The following is a 23904-nucleotide window of genomic DNA, read 5'->3' as shown; positions in this document are numbered from 1 at the left end:
GCATATTCTGCAGCGTGGAATGCTCATTCCTCATGGTGAGGAGGCGCACTTGCGCCGTCTCGAACCATGAGGCCCATGGCCCATCCTTCGAGACGCGGCGAAGACGCCGCTCCTCAGGATGAGGTCGGAGACTTGGCATGCACACCCTCGATGCGCTAGCGTCCGGCAACAACGCGTGAATTCGAAACGAAATGAGCAGCACCAAAACGCTGCCGCAGGGAGTGAACAAGACCATGAAATCACCGATCTGCGACATGCTGGGCATCGAATTTCCCCTGCTGGCCTTCAGCCATTGCCGCGACGTGGTGGCAGCCGTCAGCCGCGCCGGCGGGTTCGGCGTACTGGGCGCGACCGCGCACTCGCCCGAAACGCTGGAGCGGGAGCTGAAATGGATCGACGATCACGCCGACGGCAAACCCTACGGCGTCGACGTGCTGATTCCCGAGAACATTTCGACGGCGGGCGAAAGGGACGTCACCTGGAAGAGCCTGGAGGCGCGGATATCGCCCGCGCATCGCGACTTCACCCGCAACCTCCTGAAGAAGTACGGCATCGAACTGACGACGACCAATGTCGCCGACAATCAACCGCAGCCGTTCGACGCGCAGCGCGCGCTGGAACTGCTCGACGTCTCCTTTGATCATCCCATCCGGCTGATTGCCAACGCGCTCGGCGTGCCGCCGAAGGCGATGATCGATCGCGGCAAGAAGCACAATGTGCCTGTCGCAGCACTGGTCGGCGCCAAGGAACATGCGCTGCGCCAGGTCGCGGCCGGCGTCGATATTCTGGTCGTGCAGGGCACCGAGGCCGGCGGCCATTGCGGCGAAGTCTCGACCATGGTGCTGGTGCCCGAGGTGATCAAGGCGATCAAGCCGATCCGCGACGTGCCGGTGCTGGCCGCGGGCGGCATCATGACCGGACGGCAGATGGCGGCGTGCATGGCGATGGGCGCCGCCGGCGCCTGGACCGGCTCGGTGTGGCTTGCCACTGTCGAGTCCGAGACCACCGAAATCTTCCGGGAAAAGATGATCGCGGCGTCCTCGCGCGACGCGATCCGCTCCAAGGGCCGCACCGGAAAGCCGGCGCGGCAACTCCGTTCGGTGTGGACCGACGCCTGGGACCGCGGGCCCGACAGTCCCGGCGCGCTGCCGATGCCGCTGCAGAGCATCATCAGCCGCGACGCCTTCAACTCGATCGACCGCGCGGCCGCCGCCGGCAACGCGCAGGCGCGCGATCTCGTCAGCTATTTCGTCGGCCAGGGCGTCGGCCTGATCGACAGCGTGAAGTCGGCGGGCGCCGTGGTGCAGGAGTTCAAGGAAGATTTTGTAGAGGCGGTGGAGCACATGAATGCGCTGGTGGCGGAGTGATGTCCTCATGGTGAGGAGGCGCGCAGCGCCGTCTCGAACCATGAAGCCCGTGGCCTATCCTTCGAGACGCCGCTTCGCGGCTCCTCAGGATGAGGTTCTGCCTAGTCTTGGAAAGTGAAAATCAAAAACAATGGCTAATGTCTACCTCCCCGAAGACCGCATTCCCGTCATCGTCGGCGTCGGCGAAATCGTCGATCGCCCGAAGGAGCTCACGGCCGGCCTCGAGCCGCTCACCTTGCTGGAGCAAGCGCTGAAACGCGCCGAAACGGACTCGGGGGCCAAGCTGCTTGGCGAGATCGGCTCGCTCGACGTCGTCAATTTCCTGAGCTGGCGCTATCGCGATCCCGAGAAACAGCTTGCGGCGCGTCTTGGCGTCCAGCCTGCGCATCTCTATTACGGCCCGGTCGGCGGCGAGAGCCCGATCCGGTATCTGCACGAGGCCGCGCAACGCATCGCGCGCGGCGAGTGCAGCGTGGCCGCGGTCTGCGGCGCCGAAGCGCAATCGACCGCGACCAAGGCGCAGCGCGCGGGTATCGACCTGCCGTGGACACCGTTCGCGCATGACGTCGAGGAGCCGAAGCGCGGCGCGGTGTTCCAGAAGCCGCTCGCGGTCAAGCTCGGCGTGTTCCGGCCGATCACGGTCTATCCGCTGTACGAATCGGCGACGTCGGCGCGCTGGGGCCAGACGCCGCGCGAGGCGCTGGCGGAATCGGGTAGCCTGTGGTCGACCTATTCGGATGTCGCTTCGCAAAATCCCAATTCATGGCTGAAGAAACATTTCACGTCGGATGAAATCACCACGCCCTCGTCCGACAACCGGCTGATCGCCTGGCCCTACACCAAGCTAATGGTGGCCAATCCGACCGTGAACATGGGCGGCGCGCTGCTGATGACCAGCCTCGCCAAGGCCCGCGCGGCGGGCGTCCCCGAAGATCGCATCGTCTACGCCTGGGGCGGCGCGTCGGCGGAAGAGCCGCGCGACTATCTGGTCCGCGACCAGTTTTACGAGAGCCATCCGCAGAACGCCGTGCTGAAAGCGGTGATGGATCTGGTCGAAGGCGACGGCAAAAAATTCGACGCGATCGAATTGTACAGCTGCTTTCCCTGCGTGCCCAAGATGGCGCGGCGGACGCTGGGCCTGGGCTCCGACGTGCAGCCGACCGTGACCGGCGGCCTAACCTTCTTCGGCGCGCCGCTCAACACCTACATGACGCACGCGGCCTGCGCGATGGTGCGCAAGCTGCGGAATGGGGCAACGCTCGGCCTGCTCTATGGCCAAGGTGGCTTCGTCACCAAGCATCACGGCCTGGTGCTGTCGCGCGCGGCGCCAAGGCAAGCGCTCGCGCAGGACACCAGCGTGCAGGCCGCAGCCGACCGCCGCAAGGGCGCCGTGCCCGAATTCGTCACCCAAGCCGGCGGCAAGGGCAAGGTCGAAAGCTTTACCGTGATCTATGGCGGCAAGGGCGAGGTCGAGCACGGCGTAGTGATGCTGCGCACCGCCAACGACGCGCGGACATTGGGCCGCGTTCCCGCCAGCGACGCGAAGACGCTGGCGCATCTGCGCAACATGGACCACACGCCGGTGGGTTCGGTCGGGGATATCGTCACGGCGGAGGATGGCGTGCTGGAGTGGCGGGTGGGGTGAACATCCTCTCCGTCATGGCCGGGCATAGCCGTCCGAAGGACGGCGTCGCTTCCGCTCGCCTATGCCCGGCCATCCACGTTCTTTGTTGAACCGAAAGAAAGTAAGTCGTGGATGCCCGGGTCAAGCCCGGTCAAGCCCGGGCATGACGGATGGTAGAGGTCGGCCCGCCCCTACCCCTTCACGTCCTGCTTTTCCGACGCCGTCGTGGGTTTTGCGCCCTTGGCGCCGGCGCCGACCACGCGGACCGGATCGCCGTCGGCGATGCCGTCGGGCGGCGCAGTGATGACGCGGTCGTCGGGGGCGATGCCGGAGGCAAGCTCAATCTCCTTGCCGAGATCGCGGGCGATCGTCACCGTCTTGAACAGCACCTTGTCGTCCGGACCGACGGTCGCAACGCGCAAGCCGTTCTGGTTGAAGATCAGCGCGCTGGCCGGGATGTGCAGCGGGATCGTGTCGCGCTGCAGGTTGAGGCGCACATTGGCGTAGCCGCCCGGCATCAGCTCGCCGGCGGAATTATCCAGCGCCAGCTGCATCCGCGTCGTGCCGGAACTAACATCGACCGATTGCGAGGAGGCTTCCACGGTTGCGGCAAAGCTGCGGTTCGGATATTCCGGCATCGTGATCGCGGCCTTGGCGCCGATCTTGATCGACGGCACGTAATTCTGGGGAACGTTGACATAGACGCGCAGCTTGGTGATGTCGGAGACCACGAACATCGCCGGCCCCGAGCCGCCGCCGGCATTGATCAGCGCGCCGACGTCGGTATCGCGCGCGGTGACGACGCCGTCGAAGGGGACGGTGATCTTCTTGTAGCCCGCCAGCGCTTCCAGGCGCTCGACATTGGCCTGCCCGGAATTGACCGCGGCCTTCTTGTTGGAGAGGTCGGCGGTGCGCTCGTCGATTTCCTGCGCCGAGACGAAGTTGGAGGCCACCAGCGTCTTGCGGCGCGTCAGCGTCGCTTCGGACAACCTCGCGCTGGCTTCCTGGCTGGCGAGATCGGCGCGGGCCTGGAGCAATTGCTGGTCCAGATCGGGCGCCTCGATCTCGGCAATCACCTGGCCCGCCCTGACCTTGGCGCCGATATCGGCGCTCCAGCTTTTCAGATAGCCCGAGACGCGCGCGAAGATCGGCGCGCGATAATAGGCTTCCAGCCGGCCCGGCAGCTCGAGGGTTGGATTGAGGGCGCGAGCGTTGGGGAGTGCGACGGCGACGGTCGGAACCGCCTGATTGTCGGTCCATTCGCGCAGCCTGGAGTCTTGATCCTCACGCGCCCGGATGCCGGTTGCGACGATCAGGCCGGCGCCGATCAGCGCCACCACGGCGAAGATGCCCAGCTTCCGGCGCGAGACCGTCGGGGGCTGTTCAGTGGGCATTCGGCATCTCCGGTGAGGCGGCGGCAGTGACGCCCTGTTTCTTGTGTACCATACTGAATACCACGGGAACAAACATCAGGGTGGCGATCGTCGCGAAGATCAAGCCGCCGATCACGGCGCGCCCGAGCGGCGCGTTCTGCTCGCCGCCCTCGCCGAGACCCAGCGCCATCGGCGTCATGCCGATAATCATCGCCAGCGCGGTCATCAGCACCGGGCGGAACCGGACGAAACCAGCCTCCAGCGCCGCTGCAATGGGGTCGCCGAGCTCTTCATAACGCTCGCGCGCAAAGCTGATCACCAGCACGCTGTTGGCGGTGGCGACGCCCATGCACATGATGGCGCCGGTCAGCGCCGGCACCGACAGCGTGGTTTGGGTGGTGAACAGCATCCAGACGATGCCGGCAAGGGCTGCCGGCAGCGCGGTGATGATCACGAACGGATCGGACCAGGACTGAAAATTCACCACGATCAGGAAATAGATCAGCACGACCGCGGCAAGCAGCCCGAACAGCAAGCCGGAAAAGGCGCTGTTCATGGTCTGCACCTGGCCGAGCAGGACCACCGACGAGCCCTTCGGCACTTCCCTGGCGGTATCGGCGATCACCTGCCGCACGTCGGCGGCAACTGCGCCGAGGTCGCGTCCCTGCGGGGTGGCGTAGATCTGCACCATCGACTGGATGTCATATTGCGACACCACGGCGCTGGAGATCGTGCGCTTGATGTCGGCAATGCCGCCCAAGATCGGCGACTGCGGATTGCCGGTCGCGGTGATCGGCAGCGTCTGCAACGCGCTCAGCGAGTCGATCTGGTATTGCGGCGTCTGCATCACGATCGAATAGGACACGCCGTTATCGGGGTTGAGATAGTAGGTCGGCGCGACCTGCGAACTGCCGGCGAGGTTGACCACGAGGCTGTTGGTGACGTCGCGCTCGGTCAAACCGACATATTGCGCGCGGGTGCGGTCGACATCGATGTTGAAGGTCGGATTGTTGGGCGATTGCTGGATCCGCGCATCGGCAATGCCGGGAATCCGGCGGATCTTGCTCAACAGCTTGTTGGCGTAGACGAAATTGGCTTCCAGATTGGCGCCGCGGACCTGCAGATCGATCGGCGCCGGCGCGCCGAAATTCAGGATCTGACTGACGATGTCAGCGGGAAGGAACGCAAAACTCAAGCCAGGAAACTGCCGCGGCAATTGTTCACGCAGCAGCTGGACATAGTCAGCGGTCGGGCGGTGGCCTTCTTTGAGCTTGATCTGGACGTCGCCATCCTGCGGGCCGATCACGCCGGTGTTGTTGTAGGTCATGTTGATGCCGGAAATCGGCATGCCGATGTTGTCAGCCAGCGTATCGATCTGGTCAGGCGGGATGATCTTGCGGATCGCCTTCTGCACATCGGCGAGCTGGTTGGCGGTTTCCTCGACCCTCGTGCCCACTTGTGTCCGCACATGCATCAGGATGTTGCCGGCATCGACGGAGGGAAAGAAGTTGCGGCCGAGATACGGCACCAGCAGGAACGAAACCGCGACGATGCCGAGGAAACCGGTCACGAACAGCGGCCGCCGCCCGAGCGCCATCGACAGCAGATCGCGATAGGTGCTGCGGATGCGCTCGAACCGCGCCTCAAACCCGCGCTGGAAGCGCACCAGGGGATTGCGCGACCGCGGCGGCTCGCCGTCATGATGGACATGCGCCTTCAAGAGATAGTTTGCCATCGTCGGCACCAGCGTGCGCGACAGGATGAACGACCAGATCATCGCGAACATCACGGCTTCGGCCATCGGCACGAACAGGAAACGCGCGACGCCGGTCAGGAAGAACATCGGCACGAACACGATGCAGATGCAGAGCAGCGAGACGAAGGCCGGCGTCACGATCTGGTTGGCGCCGTCCAGGATCGATTGCTCGACCGGCTTGCCCTGCTCGAGATGGTAATTGATGTTCTCGATGGTGACGGTGGCGTCGTCGACGAGAATGCCGACCGCCAGCGCCAGCCCGCCCAGCGTCATGATGTTGAGCGTCTCGCCGATCGCCGACAGCATGATGATGGCGCCCAAGACCGACAGCGGGATCGAGACGGCGATGATGACGGTCGAACGCCAGCTGCCGAGAAACAGCAGGATCATCACGCTGGTCAAAAGGGCTGCGATCACGCCTTCATTGGCGACGCCGGTGATGGCGCCGCGGACGAACAGCGACTGGTCGCCGATGAAGCCGATCTTCAGCGCATCCGGCAGCTGATCCTTGACGTCGATCACCTTCTGCTTGATGCCGGCGATGATATCCAGCGTCGAGATCGCGCCGGCCTTCAGCACCATCATCAAGACCGAGCGGTTGCCGTCGACGTGAACGATATTGGTCTGCGGCGGGTTGCCGTCGCGTACGGTGGCGACATCGCGGATATAGACCATGGCGCCGTTGACCGTCTTGATCGGCAGGCCGCCGAGGTCTTCCATCTTCAGCGGCGAGTTGTTGAGCTGGATATTGTATTCGAAGCCGCCAATCTTCTGGGTACCGACGGGCGTGATCAAATTCTGTGCAGCCAGCGCATTGGCGACGTCCTGTCCGGACAGGCCGCGCGCCTGCAGGGCTGTCGAATTGAGATCGATCTGGACCTGGCGCTGCTTGCCGCCGAACGGATAGGGGATCGCCGCGCCGGGCACCGTGACCAGCGGGGTGCGCAACTGGTTGATGCCGATATCGGCGAGGTTCTGCTCGGTGAGGCCGTCGCCGGACAATGCGACCTGGATGATCGGAACGGTGGACGCGCTGTAGTTGAGGATCAATGGCGGCGTCGCGCCCGGCGGCATCTGCTTCAGCAGCGTCTGCGAAATCGCCGTGACCTGGGCGTTGGCGGTACGGATATCGACGGTCGGCTGGAAGAAAATCTTGATGATGCCGAAGCCGTTGTACGAATTCGCCGTGATGTGTTCGATATCGTTGACCGTCGTCGTCAGCGCCCGCTGAAACGGCGAGGTGATGCGCCCGGCCATCTGGTCCGGCGGCAGGCCGGTATATTGCCAGACCACCCCGATCACGGGGATGCGAATATCCGGAAAGATGTCGGTCGGCGTGCGCAGCGCCGCCAGCGGTCCGATGATCAGAAGCAGCAGCGCGAGCACGACAAACGTATACGGCCTGCTCAGCGCGATACGGACCAATGCGATCATAAACGAGGCAACCCCTGGAAAGGCGGTAATTGGCTCCCCGAAAGGCCAATCCGCTCGGGCCGATTTACCCGAATCGAACCGGAATGCCAACGCAGCGGCGCGCAGGCGGCCTTCACTTCCCCGGCATAGCTCGTGCCTGCACGGCCAAGGCCGGAACCGGAGCCGCCAGCCGGCGGCGTTACGCCGCCCGCACCGAGTTCAGGAACTTGCCGACCTCGAGCTTGAGGCGGTTGCTGTCGCCGGACAGCGACTGGGCCGCGGAAAGCACCTGCGACGAGGCCGAGCCGGTCTCGCTGGCGCCGCGCTGCACGTCGGTGATATTGGCGGAGACCTGCTGGGTGCCCTGGGCGGCCTGCTGCACGTTGCGGGAGATTTCCTGCGTCGCGGCACCCTGCTCTTCCACCGCGGCTGCAATGGTCGAGGAGATCTCCGCGAGCCTTTCGATGGTGCCGCTGATTTCCTTGATTGCATTCACCGAGTCCTGGGTCGCGGCCTGGATGCCGGTGATCTGCTGGCCGATCTCGCCGGTCGCCTTGGAGGTTTGCTCGGCCAGCGCCTTCACTTCGGACGCCACCACCGCAAAGCCACGGCCGGCTTCACCGGCCCGCGCGGCCTCGATGGTGGCGTTGAGCGCCAGCAGATTGGTTTGTTCGGCGATGGTGTTGATCAGCTCGACGACATCGCCGATGCGGGATGCCGCCCTGGACAATTCGCTGACCCGGTCGTTGGTGGTACGGGCCTGGCCGACGGCCTCGGAGGCCATTCGCGCCGATTCCTGGACCTGGCGGCTGATTTCGTTGACGGAGGTCGACAGTTCCTCGGTCGCGGACGCCACCGACTGCACGTTGGTCGAGGCTTCTTCGGAAGCGGCGGCGACCATGGTGGTGAGCTTTTGTGAGCGCTCCGCCGTCGACGTCAGCGTGCCGGCCGACGCCTCGAGCTCGGTCGAAGCCGACGACACGGTCTCGACGATCTCGCCGACGGCGCCCTCGAAATCATTGGCCAGGCGGATCATGTCCTCCTTGCGTTGTTCGGCCGCGATCTGTTCCTGCCTGGTCTTGGCCGCAGCCTCGTCGCGCGCCTTTTGCTCGGCGTTCTCGCGGATCACGGTGACGGTCTTGGCGAGGTCGCCGATCTCGTCGCCGCGGGCAGCACCGGGAATTTCGATATCGAGCTTGCCGCCGGCCATCTCGCCCAGCGCGCGGTTCAGGCGCGTCATCGGACGCGCGATCCCGAGGAAGGAGAATACGCCTGAGGCGACCAGGGTCAGGATGACGATCCCGGCCATGATCAGGTTGATGCGATTGGCCTGCGCGGTCTCGGCCGCAACCTCGTCCCTGGAAACCGCCGAATTCTTTTGTGCGGTACTGACCGTCATTTCCATCAATTCGGCGGCCTCATCGGCAAACTTGACCGAACGATTGGCAATAATGTCGTCCTTCAGCGCCTCGGTCCTGACGACGTCGTCATTGGCAGCGAGGAAACGTTTGACGACCGAATCCAGCGAGCTGATCACGGAGATCAATTCGCGGTCATCGGCCTCGCCCCGCAACAGGTTGAAAATGGTCTTGAGCGCGGTCTGGGTCTTCGCAATCTGGTCGATCAGGCTGGCATCGCCGGTGGCGCCTAACCGCCAGACCATGGCCTTTAGTGCGTTCACCTTGGCGTCGGCCTGATGCAGCAGCTTTTCGACCTCGGCGCGATTGTCCAGCTTGGTCATTGCCGGCGAAGCCAGTTCGGCCTCGATAGCCTTGGTCCATTCACCAGAGATCGCCGAGCGCTTGTCGATCTGCGCGAGAAGTGCTGCCTGCGCTTTCGCGATCTCCTCCACGCCGGCACTGAAACGGTCCATCAGGGATTTGATTTTCTGCAGCCGCTCCCGGGTCTCCGGCTTCTGGGCGCTCGCCAGTGCGGCTTCCAACTGGCTGGTTTCGGACGCTTTCAGGCGCTCCAGTTGGGCGAAGTGCTTTTCGACTTCGGCGGGAGTCCTCGACAATCTGATGTTGCGCCCCGCGAGCTCCATCTGCTGCATCGCCAGGTTGGCGGCCAGCGCGGCGTCGGACACCCGTTGCGAGCGGCCGGCACGGTCGTTAACGGCCGACACCGACGCGTCGGTCATCATCTGGTTGGCGGCCATGCCCATCGCCAGCAAGACGCCGACGGCGCCCGCCAGACCCAGTTTGTACCCGATGCGATTGAGCTTGATCATTTCGCCGAACCTTTGACTTCCCGGAATTGGGTGAGCTGCGACGGCAAGCGAAGACAAGTGACCAGCGCGACTGCTGGAAGATACCGGCTGTAGAACTATGGATGGTTAATGGGGTTCAGTGGAACTACGTAGCCCGTGACCGAACTTCGCAACGGCATAGCCCAATGCAAAAAGCCCGGCCCCTTTTGGGGGCCGGGCTGATCGATTGTCGCCAGTGGCGTTGTTGTCAGGCCGCCCGGACCGAATCCAGGAACTTGCCGACCTCGAGCTTGAGGCGGTTGCTGTCGCCCGACAGCGACTGCGCCGCGGACAGCACCTGCGAGGAGGCCGATCCGGTCTCGCTGGCGCCGCGCTGTACGTCGGTGATGTTGGCGGAGACCTGCTGGGTGCCTTGGGACGCCTGCTGCACGTTGCGGGAGATTTCCTGCGTCGCGGCGCCCTGCTCTTCCACCGCGGCCGCAATGGTCGAGGATATCTCCGACAGTCTTTCAATGGTGCCGCTGATTTCCTTGATCGCGTTCACCGAGTCCTGGGTCGCGGCCTGGATGCCGGTGATCTGCTGGCCGATCTCGCCGGTCGCCTTGGAGGTCTGCTCGGCCAGCGCCTTCACTTCCGAGGCCACGACCGCAAAGCCGCGGCCGGTCTCCCCGGCACGCGCCGCCTCGATGGTGGCGTTGAGTGCCAAGAGGTTGGTCTGGCCGGCGATGGTATTGATCAGTTCGACGACGTCGCCGATGCGGGATGCCGCCTTGGACAACTCGCTGACCCGGTCGTTGGTGGTGCGGGCCTGACCAACGGCATCAGTGGCCATCCGCGCCGATTCCTGGACCTGGCGGCTGATCTCGTTGACGGAGGACGACAGTTCCTCGGTCGCCGACGCCACCGACTGCACGTTGGTGGAGGCTTCCTCGGAGGCCGCCGCCACCGCGGTGGTCAATTGCTGCGAACGTTCCGCCGTCTTCGACAGCGTACCGGCCGAAGCTTCGAGCTGTGTCGACGCCGACGATACCGTCTGAACGATCTCGCCGATCATCGATTCGAAATTGCGGGTGATGCTGTCGACCCGGCGGCCGCGCTCGATCTTGGCTTCCGCGTCAAGCGCGGCAGCCTCATCGGCGGCCTTCTTGGCAATCAGCGCTTGCTTGAACACCTGCAGCACGTCGGCCATGGCGCCGATCTCGGTGTTCTCGCCCTGATGCGGCACGTTTGCGCTCAGATCGCCCTTGCCCAGCGCCTGCATCGGGGTGACGATCGAAGAGATGCCGGTCGAGATGTCGCGAACCAGGTAGAAGCTGACGCCAATACCGATGATGACGGCGGCGCCGAGGATGACCGCGAGCATCATCAACGCCGAACTGTAGCTGTCGGCGGCATCCTGCGCCGCCTTGTCGGCGCCGGTGTTGTTGAGGTCGATGTCCTTTTTCAGGATGGCGTCCGCCTCGAGCCCGATCTTGTTCACGGTCTTGGTATTCAACTCATGCGCCTCGGTCGGAATTTTGCCAACGGCCTTGCGCGACAGCGCCATGACTTCCTCGGTGCCCTTCTTGTAGGCATCCCAGTTCCTGGACCATTCGGTGTAAAGCGCGCGCTCCTCCGGAGAAGTGATTACCGTCTCGTAGCGCTGGCGAATCTTGTTGTTGGCCTCGACGACCGTCGCCAAGGTCTTTTCCGCGGCTTCCTTTTCCTCGAGCGTTTGGGCCAGCATGTGCTCGCGGATCACGGTGCGATAGGTGATGACGCCGGCGCGCAGATCGCCCAGCAAGCGCACGCTCGGCAACCAGTTGGCGGCAATGTCCACCGTGTTGGCGTTGATCGACCGCATGTTCTTGACCGCGAGCAGGCCCATGCCCGTCATCGCGACGAGCAGAAAGGCGACCGCGGCGATGATTTTGGCGCGGATCGAGTATTTGGCGAGCATGGCTGGGGAATCTCTTGGGGTTTTTGGGCGCGTGAGGCACGCCTGATGTGACAAGCTTCAAAGGTTGGTAGAGCGCGGGACCACCTGTCTGCATCAAGCCCTAACGCCGGCTCAGGTTGTGTTAATTTAGCAGTCCGTGAAACTACGGTAGACGACAGCCGTCACCAACAAATGAACGGGGAGACGTGATCAGCGCATCATCGCGAGGGCGTCGGAGAAAAATTCCGGACCGCCGAAATTGCCTGATTTCAGTGCAAGCAACATTTCACCATTGTCGGCACCGACCGCGCGTAAAACCGGCACGCCTGCAGCGATTTCTGCGCCAACCAGAAAGCCGGGAATCCGCAGCCGATCCACCACGGCGCCTGAAGTTTCACCACCGGCGACCACCAATCTGCGCACGCCGGATTGAACCAGGCCTTCGGCGATATCGGCCATCGCCTGCTCGATGGCATGTCCGGCTGCATCACGGCCATGACGTGACTGCAGAGCTGCGACTTCTTCCGGCGTCGAACTGCTCGCGATCAGGATCGGGCCTTGATTGATTCGCGTCTTGGCCCAGGCCAGCGCGCGCCCGGCTTCATCCTTGCCGGCCACGACGCGCTCGGGATCGAGATGCAGCACCGGCATCGTCTTTTCGGCGTTGGCGATCTGCTGCAGCGTCGCCTGCGAGCAACTGCCGGCGAGACACGCCGCCGGCCCGCCGACCGGCGTATCGGGAATGGCGTTTTGCGCATTCGATTTGACCTTGCCCGAGGCGACCAGCGCCCGGGCAATGCCGAGCCCGATACCGGAGGCGCCGACGGACAGCCGATGATCCAGCGCGACGCTGCCGATGGTTTCGAGATCGCGATCGAACACCGCATCGACGACGGCCGCGCCAAACCCCTTGGCCGCGAGATCGGCCAGTTGCGCGCGAACCGCATCCGGACCGCGCGTCAGCGTTGCAAGGGCAATCAGCCCGACCCTGGTCTTGCTCTGGCGCGCCAGCACCCGCACCAGATTGGAATCATGCATAGGATTGAGCGGATGATCCTTTAGCGGGCTTTCGTTCAGCGGCACCAGGCCTACGAACAGATTGCCCTGATAGACGGTGCGGCCGGTTTCCGGAAAGGCCGGCGTCACCAGCACTATTGTGTCGGCAGACTCCGCGCGCAGCGCGTCCATCACCGGGCCGATATTGCCGGCATCGGTGGAATCGAAGGTCGAGCAGATCTTGAACAGCACGTGATCCGCACCGCGGCTGCGCAGCCATTTTTCCGCCGCGCGCGAGCGTGTCACCGCCAAACCCGCTTCGATCGAGCGGCTCTTCAGCGAGACGACGACTGCATCGACCTCGGGCAGCGCCAGATTGTCGGAGGGCACGCCGATGGTTTGCACCGTGCGCAGTCCCGCGCGCGTCAGCGTATTGGCGAGATCGGAGGCGCCGGTGTAGTCGTCGGCAATGCAGCCGAGAAATAATTTTCCGGCCAGCGTCACGGTTTTACTCCGGCATAGGGTTTGAACCAGGCAAGGCCGTCGGTGGTCTTGGCCCGCGGATTGTATTCGCAGCCGACAAAGCCGCCATAGCCGAGCTTGTCGAGTTCGGTGAACAGGAACGGATAGTTCAGCTCCTCGCCGTCAGGTTCGTTGCGCGAGGGGATGCTGGCGATCTGGATGTGACCGATGACCGGCATCATCTCGCGCAGCCGCATGGTGACGTCGCCATGGATGATCTGGCAGTGATAGATGTCGAACTGCAGTTTCAGATTGGGAATCTTCAATTCGTTGATCAAATCGTGCGCGAAGTTGAAGTCGTTGAGGAAATAGCCGGGCACGTTGCGCGGATTGATCGGCTCGATCACGACATCGAGGCCGTGCGGCGCGAAGAATTCGGCGGCCCATGCCACCGATTTATAAAACGCCTCGACCGCCTTGCGCTCGCTGCGGCTGGCGATGCCGGCCATCAGATGCAGCCGCTTGACGCCGGTCGCCTGCGCATAAGGCAGCGCGGTGTTCAGGCTTTGCTTGAGATCGTCGAAGCGGTCCGGCAGCGCGGCAAAGCCTTTTTCGCCCGCCTCCCAATTGCCCGGCGGCAAATTGAACAGCGCCTGCGTCAGGCCGGCGGCTTTCAGCCGCTTACCGACCTCTTCGGCCGGGTGATCGTAGGGGAACAGGAATTCGACGGCGGCAAATCCCGCTTTCGCCGCCGCATCAAAGCGGTCGAGGAACGGCACCTCGTTGAACATCATGGAGAGATTGGCGGCAAAACGGGGCATCGCTGTCCTCTTGTTGTTGGTTTACTTGTTATTTTGCTTACTTGGGCTCGCCCGGCAGGTGCGTGCCGGTAACGCGGGCATACATCCGCGCCACCGAGGCGTCGTCGTCGCGGCCCATGCCGGAGGCCGCCGTCATCAAGAACATCTGCAGCGCTGCGGCGGCGACCGGCACCGGGAATTTCGCCGTGCGCGCCATGTCCTGGATGATGCCGAGGTCCTTGACGAAAATCTCCACCGCGCTGCGTGGCGCATAATCGCCGTCCAGCACATGCGGCATGCGGTTTTCGAACATCCAGGAATTACCGGCGGACGCCGTGATCACCTCATAGACTTTCCGGATATCGAGGCCCTGCTTGGCGGCAAAAGTAATCGCTTCCGAGGCCGCCGCGATATGAACGCCGGCGAGCAGCTGGTTGATCATCTTGAACGCGGCGCCCTGGCCCGCGGCATCGCCGAGCTCATAGAGCTTTGCCGCCATCGCATCGAGCGCGGGACGCGCTTTCGCGAAAGCCGCCGGGCTGCCGGAAGCCAGAATGGTGAGTTCGCCCTGCGCTGCGCGCTGGGCGCCGCCGGAGATCGGCGCGTCCAGATAGAGCCGGCCGGATTCTTCCAGCTGCTTTGCCAGCCGCCGCGCGACATCGGGATCCATGGTGGCGGAGGAGATGAACACCGCGCCCTTGGCGAGGGTTTCAGCAACACCATTGGCGCCGAACAAAATGGTCTCGGTCTGCACGGCGTTGACGACGACGCTGACCACAATGTCGGCGCCTTTGGCCGCTTCCGCCGGAGTCTTGGCGCCGTTGCCGCCGTCGGCCACGAACCGCTTGACCGATTCCGCCGAGACGTCGCAGCCGGTGACGGCAAAGCCCGCACGCCGCAGCGAAGTCGCCATGCCGAACCCCATCGAGCCCAGCCCGATCACGGCGACGCTTGGTTTTACGGATTCAGGCATACGGCGTTCCCTCAGAAGTTTCCTTGAGCATGATCTTTCGGAAAACCGGCACCCACTTTTCCGGATCATGCGGCTTGCGGCTTTGCCTCTGGGTATCACGGCTTGGCCGCGCTGCCAAAGCATGAGACAAGGCGGCAAGGGGATGCTGCCATGAGCGAAACCGGGATCCGCGAAGAAATCTGCCGCCTCGGCCGCTCGCTGTTCGAGCGCGGGCTGACGCCGGGCTCGTCGGGCAATATCAGCGTGAAACTCTACGACGGCGGCTGGCTGGTAACGCCGACCAACGCCTCGCTGGGTTCGCTCGACCCGGCGCGGCTATCGCGGCTTGATGCGTCCGGCAGGCTGCTGTCCGGCGACGCCCCGACCAAGGAGGTGCCGCTGCATACCGCGCTTTATCAAACCCGCGACGCCGCCCGCGCGGTGGTGCATCTGCACTCGACCCATTCGGTGGCACTGTCGATGCTGCCGGAAATCGATCCGCGCGCGGCCCTGCCGCCGATGACGGCCTATTATGTGATGAAATGCGGGGCGACCGCGCTGGTGCCGTATTATCGGCCCGGCGATCCCGCGGTCGCCGACGCGATCAAGGGACTGGCCGGAAAATACTCATCCGTGCTGCTCGCCAATCACGGTCCGGTGGTATCGGGCGACACGCTGGAAGCCGCGGTGTTCGCGATCGAGGAGTTGGAAGAGACCGCGAAATTGTATCTGCTGCTGCGCGGGCTGAACCCGCGGTATTTGTCGTCGGAGCAGGTCAAGGATTTGACGAAGGTGTTTGGGCTGGTGCTGCCGGAACATGGGCACGACTAGCCCCTCCTCGTCATGGCCGGGCATAGCCGTCCGAAGGACGGCGTCGCTTCCGCTCGCCTATGCCGGCCATCCACGTCTTTCGCGCAAGAGAAAGCAAGACGTGGATGCCCGGGACAAGCCCGGGCTTGACGGAGAAAATCCAGAGCGCGCCCTCTCCACGTCATTGCGAGCGAAGCGAAGCAATCCATCCCGCCACGCAAAGAAAGAATGGATTGCTTCGTCGCTGCGCTCCTCGCAATGACGAATCACAATCCCAGATATGCCTTGCGCACATCGGGATTGGTGCTGATCTCAGCCGCACTGCCCTGCATCAGCACGCGGCCGGTTTGCAAAATGTAGGCGCGATCGGCGATTTCGAGGCATTCGGCCATGCGCTGCTCGACGATCAGCACGGTCAGGCCGGTGTCGCGGATACGCATCACGGCCTGGAAGATTTCGTCGACCAGTTTTGGCATGATGCCCTGCGACGGCTCGTCCAGCATCAACAGCCGCGGGCGCGTCATCAGGGCGCGGCCGATCGCCAGCATCTGCTGCTCGCCGCCGGAAAGCGTTTCGGCGCGCTGGTCCAGGCGCTCGGACAGCCGCGGGAACAGCTGAAACACAAGGTCCAGCGGTTCGTCGCGGTTGGCCTCGCCGCGATAGAGGTAGCTGCCGAGCCGCAGATTGTCGCGCACCGACAGCCGCGGGAACAGCCGGCGGTTTTCCGGCACATAGGCGATGCCGTCCTTGGTGATCAAATGCTGCGCCTTGCCGTCGATGCGGACGCCGTCGAAGGTCACGGTGCCGGAGCGCGGGCGCTCGGCGCCGGCGATCGATTTCAGCAAGGTCGACTTGCCGGCCCCGTTGGCGCCGGCGACGCAGACGATTTCGCCCTTGGCGACTTCGATTGACACCGCCGAGATCGCGACCAGCCCCTGATAGGCGGTCGTGACTTCATGCACCGACAGCATGACGGTCTCCCAGATAGGCGCTGATGACTTTGGGATCGCGGACCACCTCGGTCGGCTTGCCCTCAACCAAAACCTTGCCGAGGTCGAGCACGATGGCGCGATCGACCAGCGGCATCACGATTTCCATGACGTGCTCGACCATCAGCACGGTGACGCCGGTATCGCGCACCTTGCGCACCAGTTCGACGCCGGTTTTCGCCTCGACCGGCGTCAGACCCGTGAGCACTTCGTCGAGCAGCAGCAGCTTTGGCTCGGTCGCCAGCGCCCGCGCGACTTCGAGCCGGCGCTTTTCCGACGGAACCAGGTCGCTGGCCAGCACGTTGGCTCGGGCGGCAAGGCCGCAGAATTCCAGCACCTCGTAGGCCTTGCGGCGCGCCACGCGCATCACGGTGTTGCGGACCAGCGCGCCGACGATGACATTGTCGATCACGCTCATGGTCTCAAAACTCTTCACGACCTGAAAGGTGCGGCCGATGCCACGCTGGCAGCGCTCGGCCGCCGGCAGCCTGGTGACGTCCTCGCCGTCGAACCAGATCGAGCCCTGGGTCGGCGGCAGCACGCCCGCGATCAGATTGAACAGCGTCGACTTGCCGGCGCCGTTGGGCCCGATCAGTCCGACGATTTCGCCGCGCCCGACCGAAATCGAGACATCGCTGTTGGCGATCAGGCCGCCGAAGCGTTGCCAGACGCCGCGGGTTTCCAGGAGAAGCGTCATCGCACCGCCTCCTTGCGCTTCGGAGAGAACAACCCGATCAGGCCCTGCGGCCGCGCCAGCGAGATCAGCACGATCAGCGAGCCGTAGACGATCAGGTCGACGCCGCGGCCGGAGCCGCCGATGAAGGAGCGCGTCAGTTCGGTGAGCGGGATCAGGATCACCGCGCCCAGCATCGGCCCCCACAAGGTGCCGATACCGCCGACCACCGCGGGCAGCGCCATCAGCAGCGAGAACTGAAAACCCATCACGCTTTCGGGATCGATGTAGGAGACGAACTGCGCATAAAAGCCGCCGCCGACCGCGGTGAGGAAGGCCGACACCGCTGCCGCCCCCATCTTGGAATTGAACACGACGACGCCGAGGCTTTCGGCGGCGTCCGGATTGTCCTTCACCGCGCGCCACCAAAAGCCCCATTTGGAATCTTCCAGCCACCAGGTGACGAACCAGGCGACGCAGGCCAGCCCCAGCGCGAAATAGAAATAGGGCAGCTTGCTGCGCGTGAACTGGAATTTGAGCCAGCTGTCGCCGCGCACGGGAATATCGATGCCGAGCGCTGCACCCGCCCAATCCCAGTTCTGGATCAGCAGCAACGCGATTTCGGCGATGACGATGGTGGCGATGACAAAGTAATGCCCACGCAGCCGAAAACATGGATAACCCAGCGCCATCGCGATGAGCGCCGAGATCAACCCGCCGCCGAGCATGCCGAACCACGGCAGCACGCCGAACTTCGTGAACAGGATCGCGGTGGTGTAGGCGCCGAGTCCGAAATAAAGCGCATGGCCGAGCGAAATCTGTCCACAATAGCCAGACAAGATATTCCAGCTTTGCGACAACGCGGCGTACATCAAGGTCAGAACCATGATGTTCTGGACGTAGACGTCCTTGACGAACAGCGGGACGAGAGCAGCGATCACGGCGAGGCAAGCGGCGACGATCAGGTCGCGGCGGCGGCGCTGGGCGAAATCGCTATCCATCAGATCGACCCGAACAGGCCGCGCGGCCGGACGAACACCACCAGCAAATAGACCGCGTAGATGCCGACCGATTTCAGCGACGGCGGCAGGATCATGGCGGTGGTGGCTTCGACGAGGCCAACGATGATGCCACCGGCAAAGGCGCCGAACACGCTGCCGAAACCGCCGAGCGCCACAGTAACGTAGGCGATCAGCGCAAACGACGCGCCGACATCGGGATAGATGTAGAAGAATATCGACATGATGGCGCCGGCCAGGCCCACCAGCGCAGCACCAAGGCCCCAGCCCAGCGCGAACACGCGATTCTTGTCGATGCCGACAAGTGCCACCGCGCCGGCGTCCTCGCGGGTGGCTTCGAGCGCGCGGCCGAAATCGGTGCGGTTGATGAAGAAATACAGCCCGCCGAACGCCGCGATCGAGACTGCTGCGCCGACCAGTTGCGGCTCGGGCAGGAAGATGCCGCCAAGCGAGATGGTTTTACCGCCAAGCCAGGAATGGGTGACGCTGCGATAATCCGGCGTGAAGAAGAATTGCGCCAGGCCGCGCATGACGATCGCAAGCCCAAAGGTGGAGAAAATCTGCACCATGCCGGCGTTGGCCTTGGCGCGCACCGCAAAACGCACGATCAAAAGGTAGACCACCGCCCCGAACACGAACAGCGCCGCCGCCACCAGCGGCGCGGCCAGCAAGGGATCGATCGCGAAGAATGCGAACAGAAAGAAGGTCGCATACATTGCGATCATCAGGAATTCGCCATGGGCGAAATTCACGACGTCCATCAGGCCAAAGATCAGCGCCAGCCCGACGGCGATCAGCCCATAGAGCAGCCCCATCAACAGGCCGCTCGCCAGACTCTGGATGATGGTCTCGGCTGTCACCGGGGTTGCTCCAAGCCCGAGGCGTTACCGTAAGGGTTCGTCATTGCGAGGAGCGAAGCGACGACGCAATCCATTCTTTCTTCTCGCTGCACCATGGATTGCTTTGCTTCGCTCGCAATGACGAAGCGTGAGAGACTCCAGATGATGGTCTCGGCTGTCACCGCGTTTTGCCCCCCGCCCCCGCGCGCGGCCATTACTTCATCGGCCAGACGGCTTCGGCGATCGCCGCTTGCGGCGGCGAGACGGTGACGAACTTGCCACCGGTATATTGCAGCAGCACCGGGTCGGCGTCGTTGTTCTGGCCCATCTCGTCGAACTTGATGCGCTTCCACGGCATGATGGTCTGCTCGCCCGCGATGTCGGTCGCCACCAGCGCCTCGCGGATCTTGTCGCCGTCGGTGGATTTGGCGCGGTTGATGGCTTCCGCCATCACGATCAGGCCCATGAACTGCCGCGACGTGAGGTCGTTGAAATCCTTGCCGGACTTTTCCTTGAACATGGCGTTGATCTTGCCGACCATCGGCCGCTTGGCGGCGAGATCGAGCGAGAAGGTGCCGCGCGAGATCACGCCTTCGAGCTTGTCGCCGACCGCGTCATACAGCGCCTTCTCGGAGAAGCCGGCGTCCTGGGCCACGATTGCATTCGGCTTGTAGCCGAGTTCGCCCATGGTCTTGACCAGGAGGATGCCGTCGGTGGTGTAGCTCGAGGGCATCAGCACGTCGGCATTGGCCGCCTTGAGCTGCTGCACCTCGGCCGACAATGACGGCGAGTTGGCGCGGTATTTGATATCGGCGACCACCTTGTAGCCGCGCTCACTGGCCAGCTTGAGCTGGGCGTTGGCGGAATCGGTGCCGAAGATGGTGTCCTCGTGGAACAGCGCCAGCGTTTCGATCTTGGTGCCCTTCTTCTTCATGGCATCGAAGAAATCGAACATCGCGGCCGAGTACATCTCGTCATGCGGTGCGGCGCGGAAGTAAAATTTCAGACCGCGGCGATGCAGGCTCGGCGAGGAATTGTCCGCCGAGATGAACGGGATCTGGTAGCGCTCGCAGATCTGGCTGACGGTGACCGCGACCGCGCTCTGATAGGTGCCGATGACGGCGCAAACCTTTTCCTGGGTGATCAGGCGTTCGGTCTCGGCGCGGCCCTTCTGCGGATCGGACTGGTGGTCGGCGAATACGAGGCGGATTTTTGCGCCGCCGAGACCGGGCAAACCTTCGCCCTTGGCCAGCGGCAGAACGAAATCGTAGTCCTTGTTGATGATTTCCAGCGCGGTCTCATAGGCCTTCTGGGCATCGACGCCCAGCTGGGCGTTGGCGCCGGAGAATGGATAGATGACGCCGATCACCACTTCCGTGGTTTGCGCGCGGCTCGCGATCGGTGCGAGAGCTGCGACAGCGGTGGCTCCGAGCAATACATTGCGGCGAGTGATCGTCATTGTAAAATCCCCTGTTAATCCCAAGACTATCTGATTCAAGACCATCGATGAAACGCGCGAGGCTTGCGGTAAAGCCTCAAAGAACGGCAGACGCTGCCCATTAAAGCACGGCCAATTGCTTGTTCTTCAGATCGGTCACTAGCATCAATCCCGGCGCATGCGTGATCGCGAACGGCAGCTTGGCGGCTGATATCACCGCCTGCGGCGTCACGCCGCAAGCCCAGAAAACCGGAATCTCGTCGGCTGCGACCGGTACCGGATCGCCATAGTCGGGCTTGGTGATATCGGCGATGCCGATCGAACCCGGCAGGCCGAGATGAACCGGCGCGCCGTGCACGGACGGAAAGCGCGAAGTGATCTGCACCGCGCGGATCGCATCCGCCGGCTTGAACGGCCGCATCGACACCACCATCGGACCGGCAAACGGTCCCGACGGGCTGCAGGCGATGTTGGTGCGGAACATCGGCACGCGCACCTTGTGTTCGATGTGGCGGATCGGCAGCCCCTCGTCCAACAGCGCCTCTTCGAACGAGAACGAGCAGCCGAGCACGAAGGCGACGAGATCGTCGCGCCAGTACGACATGATGTCGGTCGGCTCGTCCACGACCTCGCCATCGCGCCAGACCCGATAGCGCGGCACGTCGGTGCGGATGTCGAGGTCGAGGCCGAGCGAGGGAATGCGGGGATTGCCGACATCGGACATGCCGATGATCGGGCACGGCTTTGGATTGAGCTGGCAGAAGCGATGAAACGCGCCGGCGAGCTTTTCCGGCAGGATCGCGAGATTGCCCTGGACGCAGCCGTTGGCGACACCGGCGGTGCTTGCCGCCATTCCGGCGCGGTAGGCATGCCGGGCCGCGACGCCGGGCGAAAGATCCGCCGCCGCCTGATCGATAAGCCGCTCTGTTTTTGCGAGGCTGGTCATCGTTGATCCCGCGCTAATTTGCTCGACAGACAATGGCGCATACGGCTACCATAATGTCTAATCGTAGTTTTTAATCAAGATCGATAAATCAAATTTATCGAACTGCGAGATTGAAGTGCATGGTCGATTTCAAGGCAATTGAGACCCTCATGTGGGTGGTGACGCTGGGCAGCTTCCGCGGCGCGGCCCAGAAGCTCAACACCACCCAGCCCGCGATCTCGCAGCGGATCGCCCAGCTCGAGCAGGAGGTGGGCGTGAAGCTGCTGCAGCGCGACCGCCGCATGGTGCTGCCGACGCCGCACGGACGGCAGATGATGGTGTATGCGGAAAAGCTGATCGGCCTGCGCTCGGAAATGCTGGCGGTGGTCGGCGACCACTCGGCGATGCGCGGCGTGCTGCGGCTCGGCGTCGCCGAGACCATCGTCCACACTTTTCTGACGCAGCTGATCAAGAGCGTCAATCACGCCTATCCCAACCTCTCTGTCGAGATCGAAGTCGACATCACCTCGAATTTGCGCACCCGGCTGCTGGCGCAGGAAATCGAGCTCGCGTTCCTGCTCGGACCGCTGACCGGGCCGACCATCAGCAACCGGGTGCTGTGCGACTATTCCGTGGGATTTCTGGCCAGCCCTTCGCTCGGCCTGGGCAAGGAGCGACTGACGGTGCACGATCTGGCGAAATTTCCGATCATCACCTTTCCGCGCAAGACCCCGCCTTACGAGATCGTGCGCGCGCTGTTCAACCGGCCCGATTTGCCGCCGATCCGCCTGCACGCCAGCGCCTCACTGGGCACGGTGATCCATATGGCGATCGAGGGCCTCGGCATCGCGGTGATTCCGACCGCGATCGTCGAAAACGAACTGGCCGATGGACGGCTGCAATTGCTGTCGACCAACCTGCAGATACCGCTGTTGACGTTTTCGGCGAGCTGGCTGGCCTCCCCCGACACCGTCGCCATCGAGCGGGTGGCCGAACTCGCCGCTTCCCTGGCGCAAGGCGGCGTCGTTGTTGACGCGCCGCTGTCGCCGCGTCATTGAAACGGATCGCCTGATCTTCGGAATAGCTTCATGACAAAAATCGCATCCAATTTGCAAATCGATTCCGCCCGCCTGTGGGACACGATTCACGAAACCGCGAAATTCGGCGCCACGCCCAAAGGCGGCGTGCGGCGGCTGACGCTGGGCCCCGAGGACAAGCAGGTGCGCGACTGGTTCCGCAAAGCCTGCGAGGCCGCAGGCCTCGAGGTGCATGTCGATACGCTCGGCTCGATGTTCGGCCTGCGCAGGGGACGCGACATGTCGAAACCGCCGATCGGCATAGGCTCGCATCTCGACACCCAGCCCACCGGCGGCAAGTATGACGGCGTGCTCGGCACGCTGGCCGCGCTCGAAGTGGTTCGCACCCTCAACGATGCCGGGATCGAAACCGAGATACCGATCTGCATCTGCAACTGGACCAACGAGGAAGGCTCGCGGTTTGCGCCGGCGATGATGGCCTCGGCCGCCTATGTCGGCGACTTCACCACCGACGATATTTTGTCGCGCAAGGATTCCGAAGGCGTCACTGTCGGGCAGGCGCTCGACAGCATCGGCTATCGCGGCAATAGCCCGGTCGGCCACCAAAAATTCTCAGGGTTCGTCGAACTGCACATCGAACAGGGCCCGATTCTCGAAGCCGAGAACAAGACCATCGGGGTGGTCGATTCCGGCCAGGGCGTGCTGTGGTACGACGGCAAGATCACCGGCTTTGAAAGCCATGCCGGCTCGACGCCGATGCCGCTGCGCCGCGACGCGCTGGCGACACTGTCGGAAATCGTGCTGGCGATGGAGACCATCGCCAGGAAACACGGCCCGAAGGCGGTCGGCACCATCGGCGAAGCCGTGATCGCCAACCCCTCGCGCAACGTCATCCCCGGCGAAATCGCCTTCACCGTGGACTGCCGCAGCGCCGATGCCGCGATCATGGACGCGCTCGACAAGGATCTACGCGCATCGATTGCCGGAATCGCGGCCCGGCGCAAGGTCGAGGTCAATCTCGATCTGGTCTGGCGCAAGCCGCCGACGCATTTCAATCCCAAGCTGGTCGATGCCGTCGAGAACGCCGCCACGATGCTCGGCTATTCCCACCGCCGCATCACCTCAGGCGCGGGTCACGATGCCTGCAACCTCAACACCATCGTGCCGGCGGCGATGGTGTTCGTACCCTGCAAGGACGGCATCAGCCACAACGAGCTGGAGGATGCGACCCAAGCCGATTGCACGGCGGGCGCCAACGTGTTGATGCATACCGTGCTGGCGCTCGCCGGCGTCGCTTCTTAATC

General features: G+C 63.6%; 18 protein-coding genes. 5 read left to right on the top strand and 13 right to left on the bottom strand.

Annotation, left to right across the window (positions count from 1 at the left end; genetic code table 11):
* The first annotated feature begins 233 nt into the window (after nucleotides 1-233).
* Nucleotides 234-1367 (top strand): nitronate monooxygenase, encoded by a 1134-nt coding sequence (locus V1289_RS38355; RefSeq protein WP_334407828.1) that lies wholly within the window; start codon nucleotides 234-236, stop codon nucleotides 1365-1367.
* A gap of 130 nt (nucleotides 1368-1497) precedes the next feature.
* Nucleotides 1498-3012 carry an acetyl-CoA acetyltransferase gene (locus V1289_RS38350; RefSeq protein ID WP_334404114.1) on the top strand — a complete coding sequence of 505 codons (1515 nt, stop codon included), beginning with the start codon at nucleotides 1498-1500 and terminating at the stop codon, nucleotides 3010-3012.
* A gap of 170 nt (nucleotides 3013-3182) precedes the next feature.
* Here V1289_RS38350 and V1289_RS38345 read toward each other — a convergent pair whose 3' ends face one another.
* The 7 genes from V1289_RS38345 to ltnD all read right to left on the bottom strand — a co-directional run bounded on the left by V1289_RS38345 (nucleotide 3183) and on the right by ltnD (nucleotide 14891).
* Nucleotides 3183-4385, bottom strand: a complete 1203-nt coding sequence (locus V1289_RS38345) for an efflux RND transporter periplasmic adaptor subunit (protein WP_334404112.1) — start codon at nucleotides 4383-4385, stop codon at nucleotides 3183-3185.
* Nucleotides 4375-7554: an efflux RND transporter permease subunit gene (locus tag V1289_RS38340; RefSeq protein WP_334404110.1), complete on the bottom strand. Its 3180-nt coding sequence runs from the start codon at nucleotides 7552-7554 to the stop codon at nucleotides 4375-4377. Before V1289_RS38340 ends, V1289_RS38345 begins: the two co-directional genes overlap by 11 nt.
* 178 nt (nucleotides 7555-7732) lie before the next feature.
* Entirely contained in the window at nucleotides 7733-9763 is a 2031-nt protein-coding gene (locus V1289_RS38335; protein ID WP_334404108.1) for a methyl-accepting chemotaxis protein, read from the bottom strand.
* A gap of 226 nt (nucleotides 9764-9989) precedes the next feature.
* Entirely contained in the window at nucleotides 9990-11681 is a 1692-nt protein-coding gene (locus V1289_RS38330) for a methyl-accepting chemotaxis protein (protein WP_334404107.1), read from the bottom strand.
* A 189-nt stretch (nucleotides 11682-11870) separates the two neighbouring features.
* Nucleotides 11871-13160, bottom strand: a complete 1290-nt coding sequence (gene otnK / locus V1289_RS38325; protein ID WP_334404105.1) for a 3-oxo-tetronate kinase — start codon at nucleotides 13158-13160, stop codon at nucleotides 11871-11873.
* A complete protein-coding gene (gene otnI, locus V1289_RS38320) occupies nucleotides 13157-13939 on the bottom strand; it encodes a 2-oxo-tetronate isomerase (protein ID WP_334404103.1) in 783 nt (260 codons plus the stop codon). The genes otnK and otnI overlap by 4 nt, the downstream gene beginning before the upstream one ends.
* Before the next feature lie 37 nt (nucleotides 13940-13976).
* A complete protein-coding gene (gene ltnD / locus V1289_RS38315; RefSeq protein WP_334404101.1) occupies nucleotides 13977-14891 on the bottom strand; it encodes an L-threonate dehydrogenase in 915 nt (304 codons plus the stop codon).
* Nucleotides 14892-15041: 150 nt separating this feature from the next.
* Here ltnD and otnC point away from each other — a divergent pair, with 150 nt between their 5' ends.
* On the top strand, nucleotides 15042-15701 hold the full coding sequence (otnC, locus tag V1289_RS38310; protein ID WP_334404099.1) for a 3-oxo-tetronate 4-phosphate decarboxylase: 660 nt from the start codon (nucleotides 15042-15044) through the stop codon (nucleotides 15699-15701).
* 245 nt (nucleotides 15702-15946) lie between these two features.
* On the opposite strand, the gene V1289_RS38305 is transcribed toward otnC, so the two are convergent.
* The 6 genes from V1289_RS38305 to V1289_RS38280 form a co-directional block, all read right to left on the bottom strand.
* Nucleotides 15947-16651, bottom strand: coding sequence for an ABC transporter ATP-binding protein (locus V1289_RS38305; RefSeq protein ID WP_334404098.1), 705 nt, complete (start codon nucleotides 16649-16651; stop codon nucleotides 15947-15949).
* Nucleotides 16635-17366, bottom strand: a complete 732-nt coding sequence (locus V1289_RS38300) for an ABC transporter ATP-binding protein (protein ID WP_334404096.1) — start codon at nucleotides 17364-17366, stop codon at nucleotides 16635-16637. Before V1289_RS38300 ends, V1289_RS38305 begins: the two co-directional genes overlap by 17 nt.
* A complete protein-coding gene (locus V1289_RS38295) occupies nucleotides 17363-18343 on the bottom strand; it encodes a branched-chain amino acid ABC transporter permease (protein ID WP_309183657.1) in 981 nt (326 codons plus the stop codon). The genes V1289_RS38300 and V1289_RS38295 overlap by 4 nt, the downstream gene beginning before the upstream one ends.
* Complete coding sequence (locus V1289_RS38290; RefSeq protein WP_074280684.1) at nucleotides 18343-19221, bottom strand: branched-chain amino acid ABC transporter permease; 879 nt, start codon at nucleotides 19219-19221, stop codon at nucleotides 18343-18345. Before V1289_RS38290 ends, V1289_RS38295 begins: the two co-directional genes overlap by 1 nt.
* A gap of 193 nt (nucleotides 19222-19414) precedes the next feature.
* Nucleotides 19415-20659, bottom strand: coding sequence for an ABC transporter substrate-binding protein (locus tag V1289_RS38285; RefSeq protein WP_334404093.1), 1245 nt, complete (start codon nucleotides 20657-20659; stop codon nucleotides 19415-19417).
* A gap of 100 nt (nucleotides 20660-20759) precedes the next feature.
* Entirely contained in the window at nucleotides 20760-21584 is an 825-nt protein-coding gene (locus V1289_RS38280) for a putative hydro-lyase (protein ID WP_334404092.1), read from the bottom strand.
* A 119-nt stretch (nucleotides 21585-21703) separates the two neighbouring features.
* Here V1289_RS38280 and V1289_RS38275 point away from each other — a divergent pair, with 119 nt between their 5' ends.
* Both V1289_RS38275 and V1289_RS38270 read left to right on the top strand, forming a co-directional pair.
* Nucleotides 21704-22621, top strand: a complete 918-nt coding sequence (locus V1289_RS38275) for a LysR family transcriptional regulator (RefSeq protein WP_074280678.1) — start codon at nucleotides 21704-21706, stop codon at nucleotides 22619-22621.
* Between the two features lie 30 nt (nucleotides 22622-22651).
* Nucleotides 22652-23902: a Zn-dependent hydrolase gene (locus V1289_RS38270; protein ID WP_334404090.1), complete on the top strand. Its 1251-nt coding sequence runs from the start codon at nucleotides 22652-22654 to the stop codon at nucleotides 23900-23902.
* The last annotated feature ends 2 nt before the right edge of the window (nucleotides 23903-23904 follow it).

This window comes from Bradyrhizobium sp. AZCC 2289 (assembly GCF_036924615.1).
GTDB lineage: Bacteria > Pseudomonadota > Alphaproteobacteria > Rhizobiales > Xanthobacteraceae > Bradyrhizobium.
The sequence above is the reverse complement of the archived record's forward strand: the minus strand, read 5'-3'. Positions and strand labels throughout refer to the sequence as shown.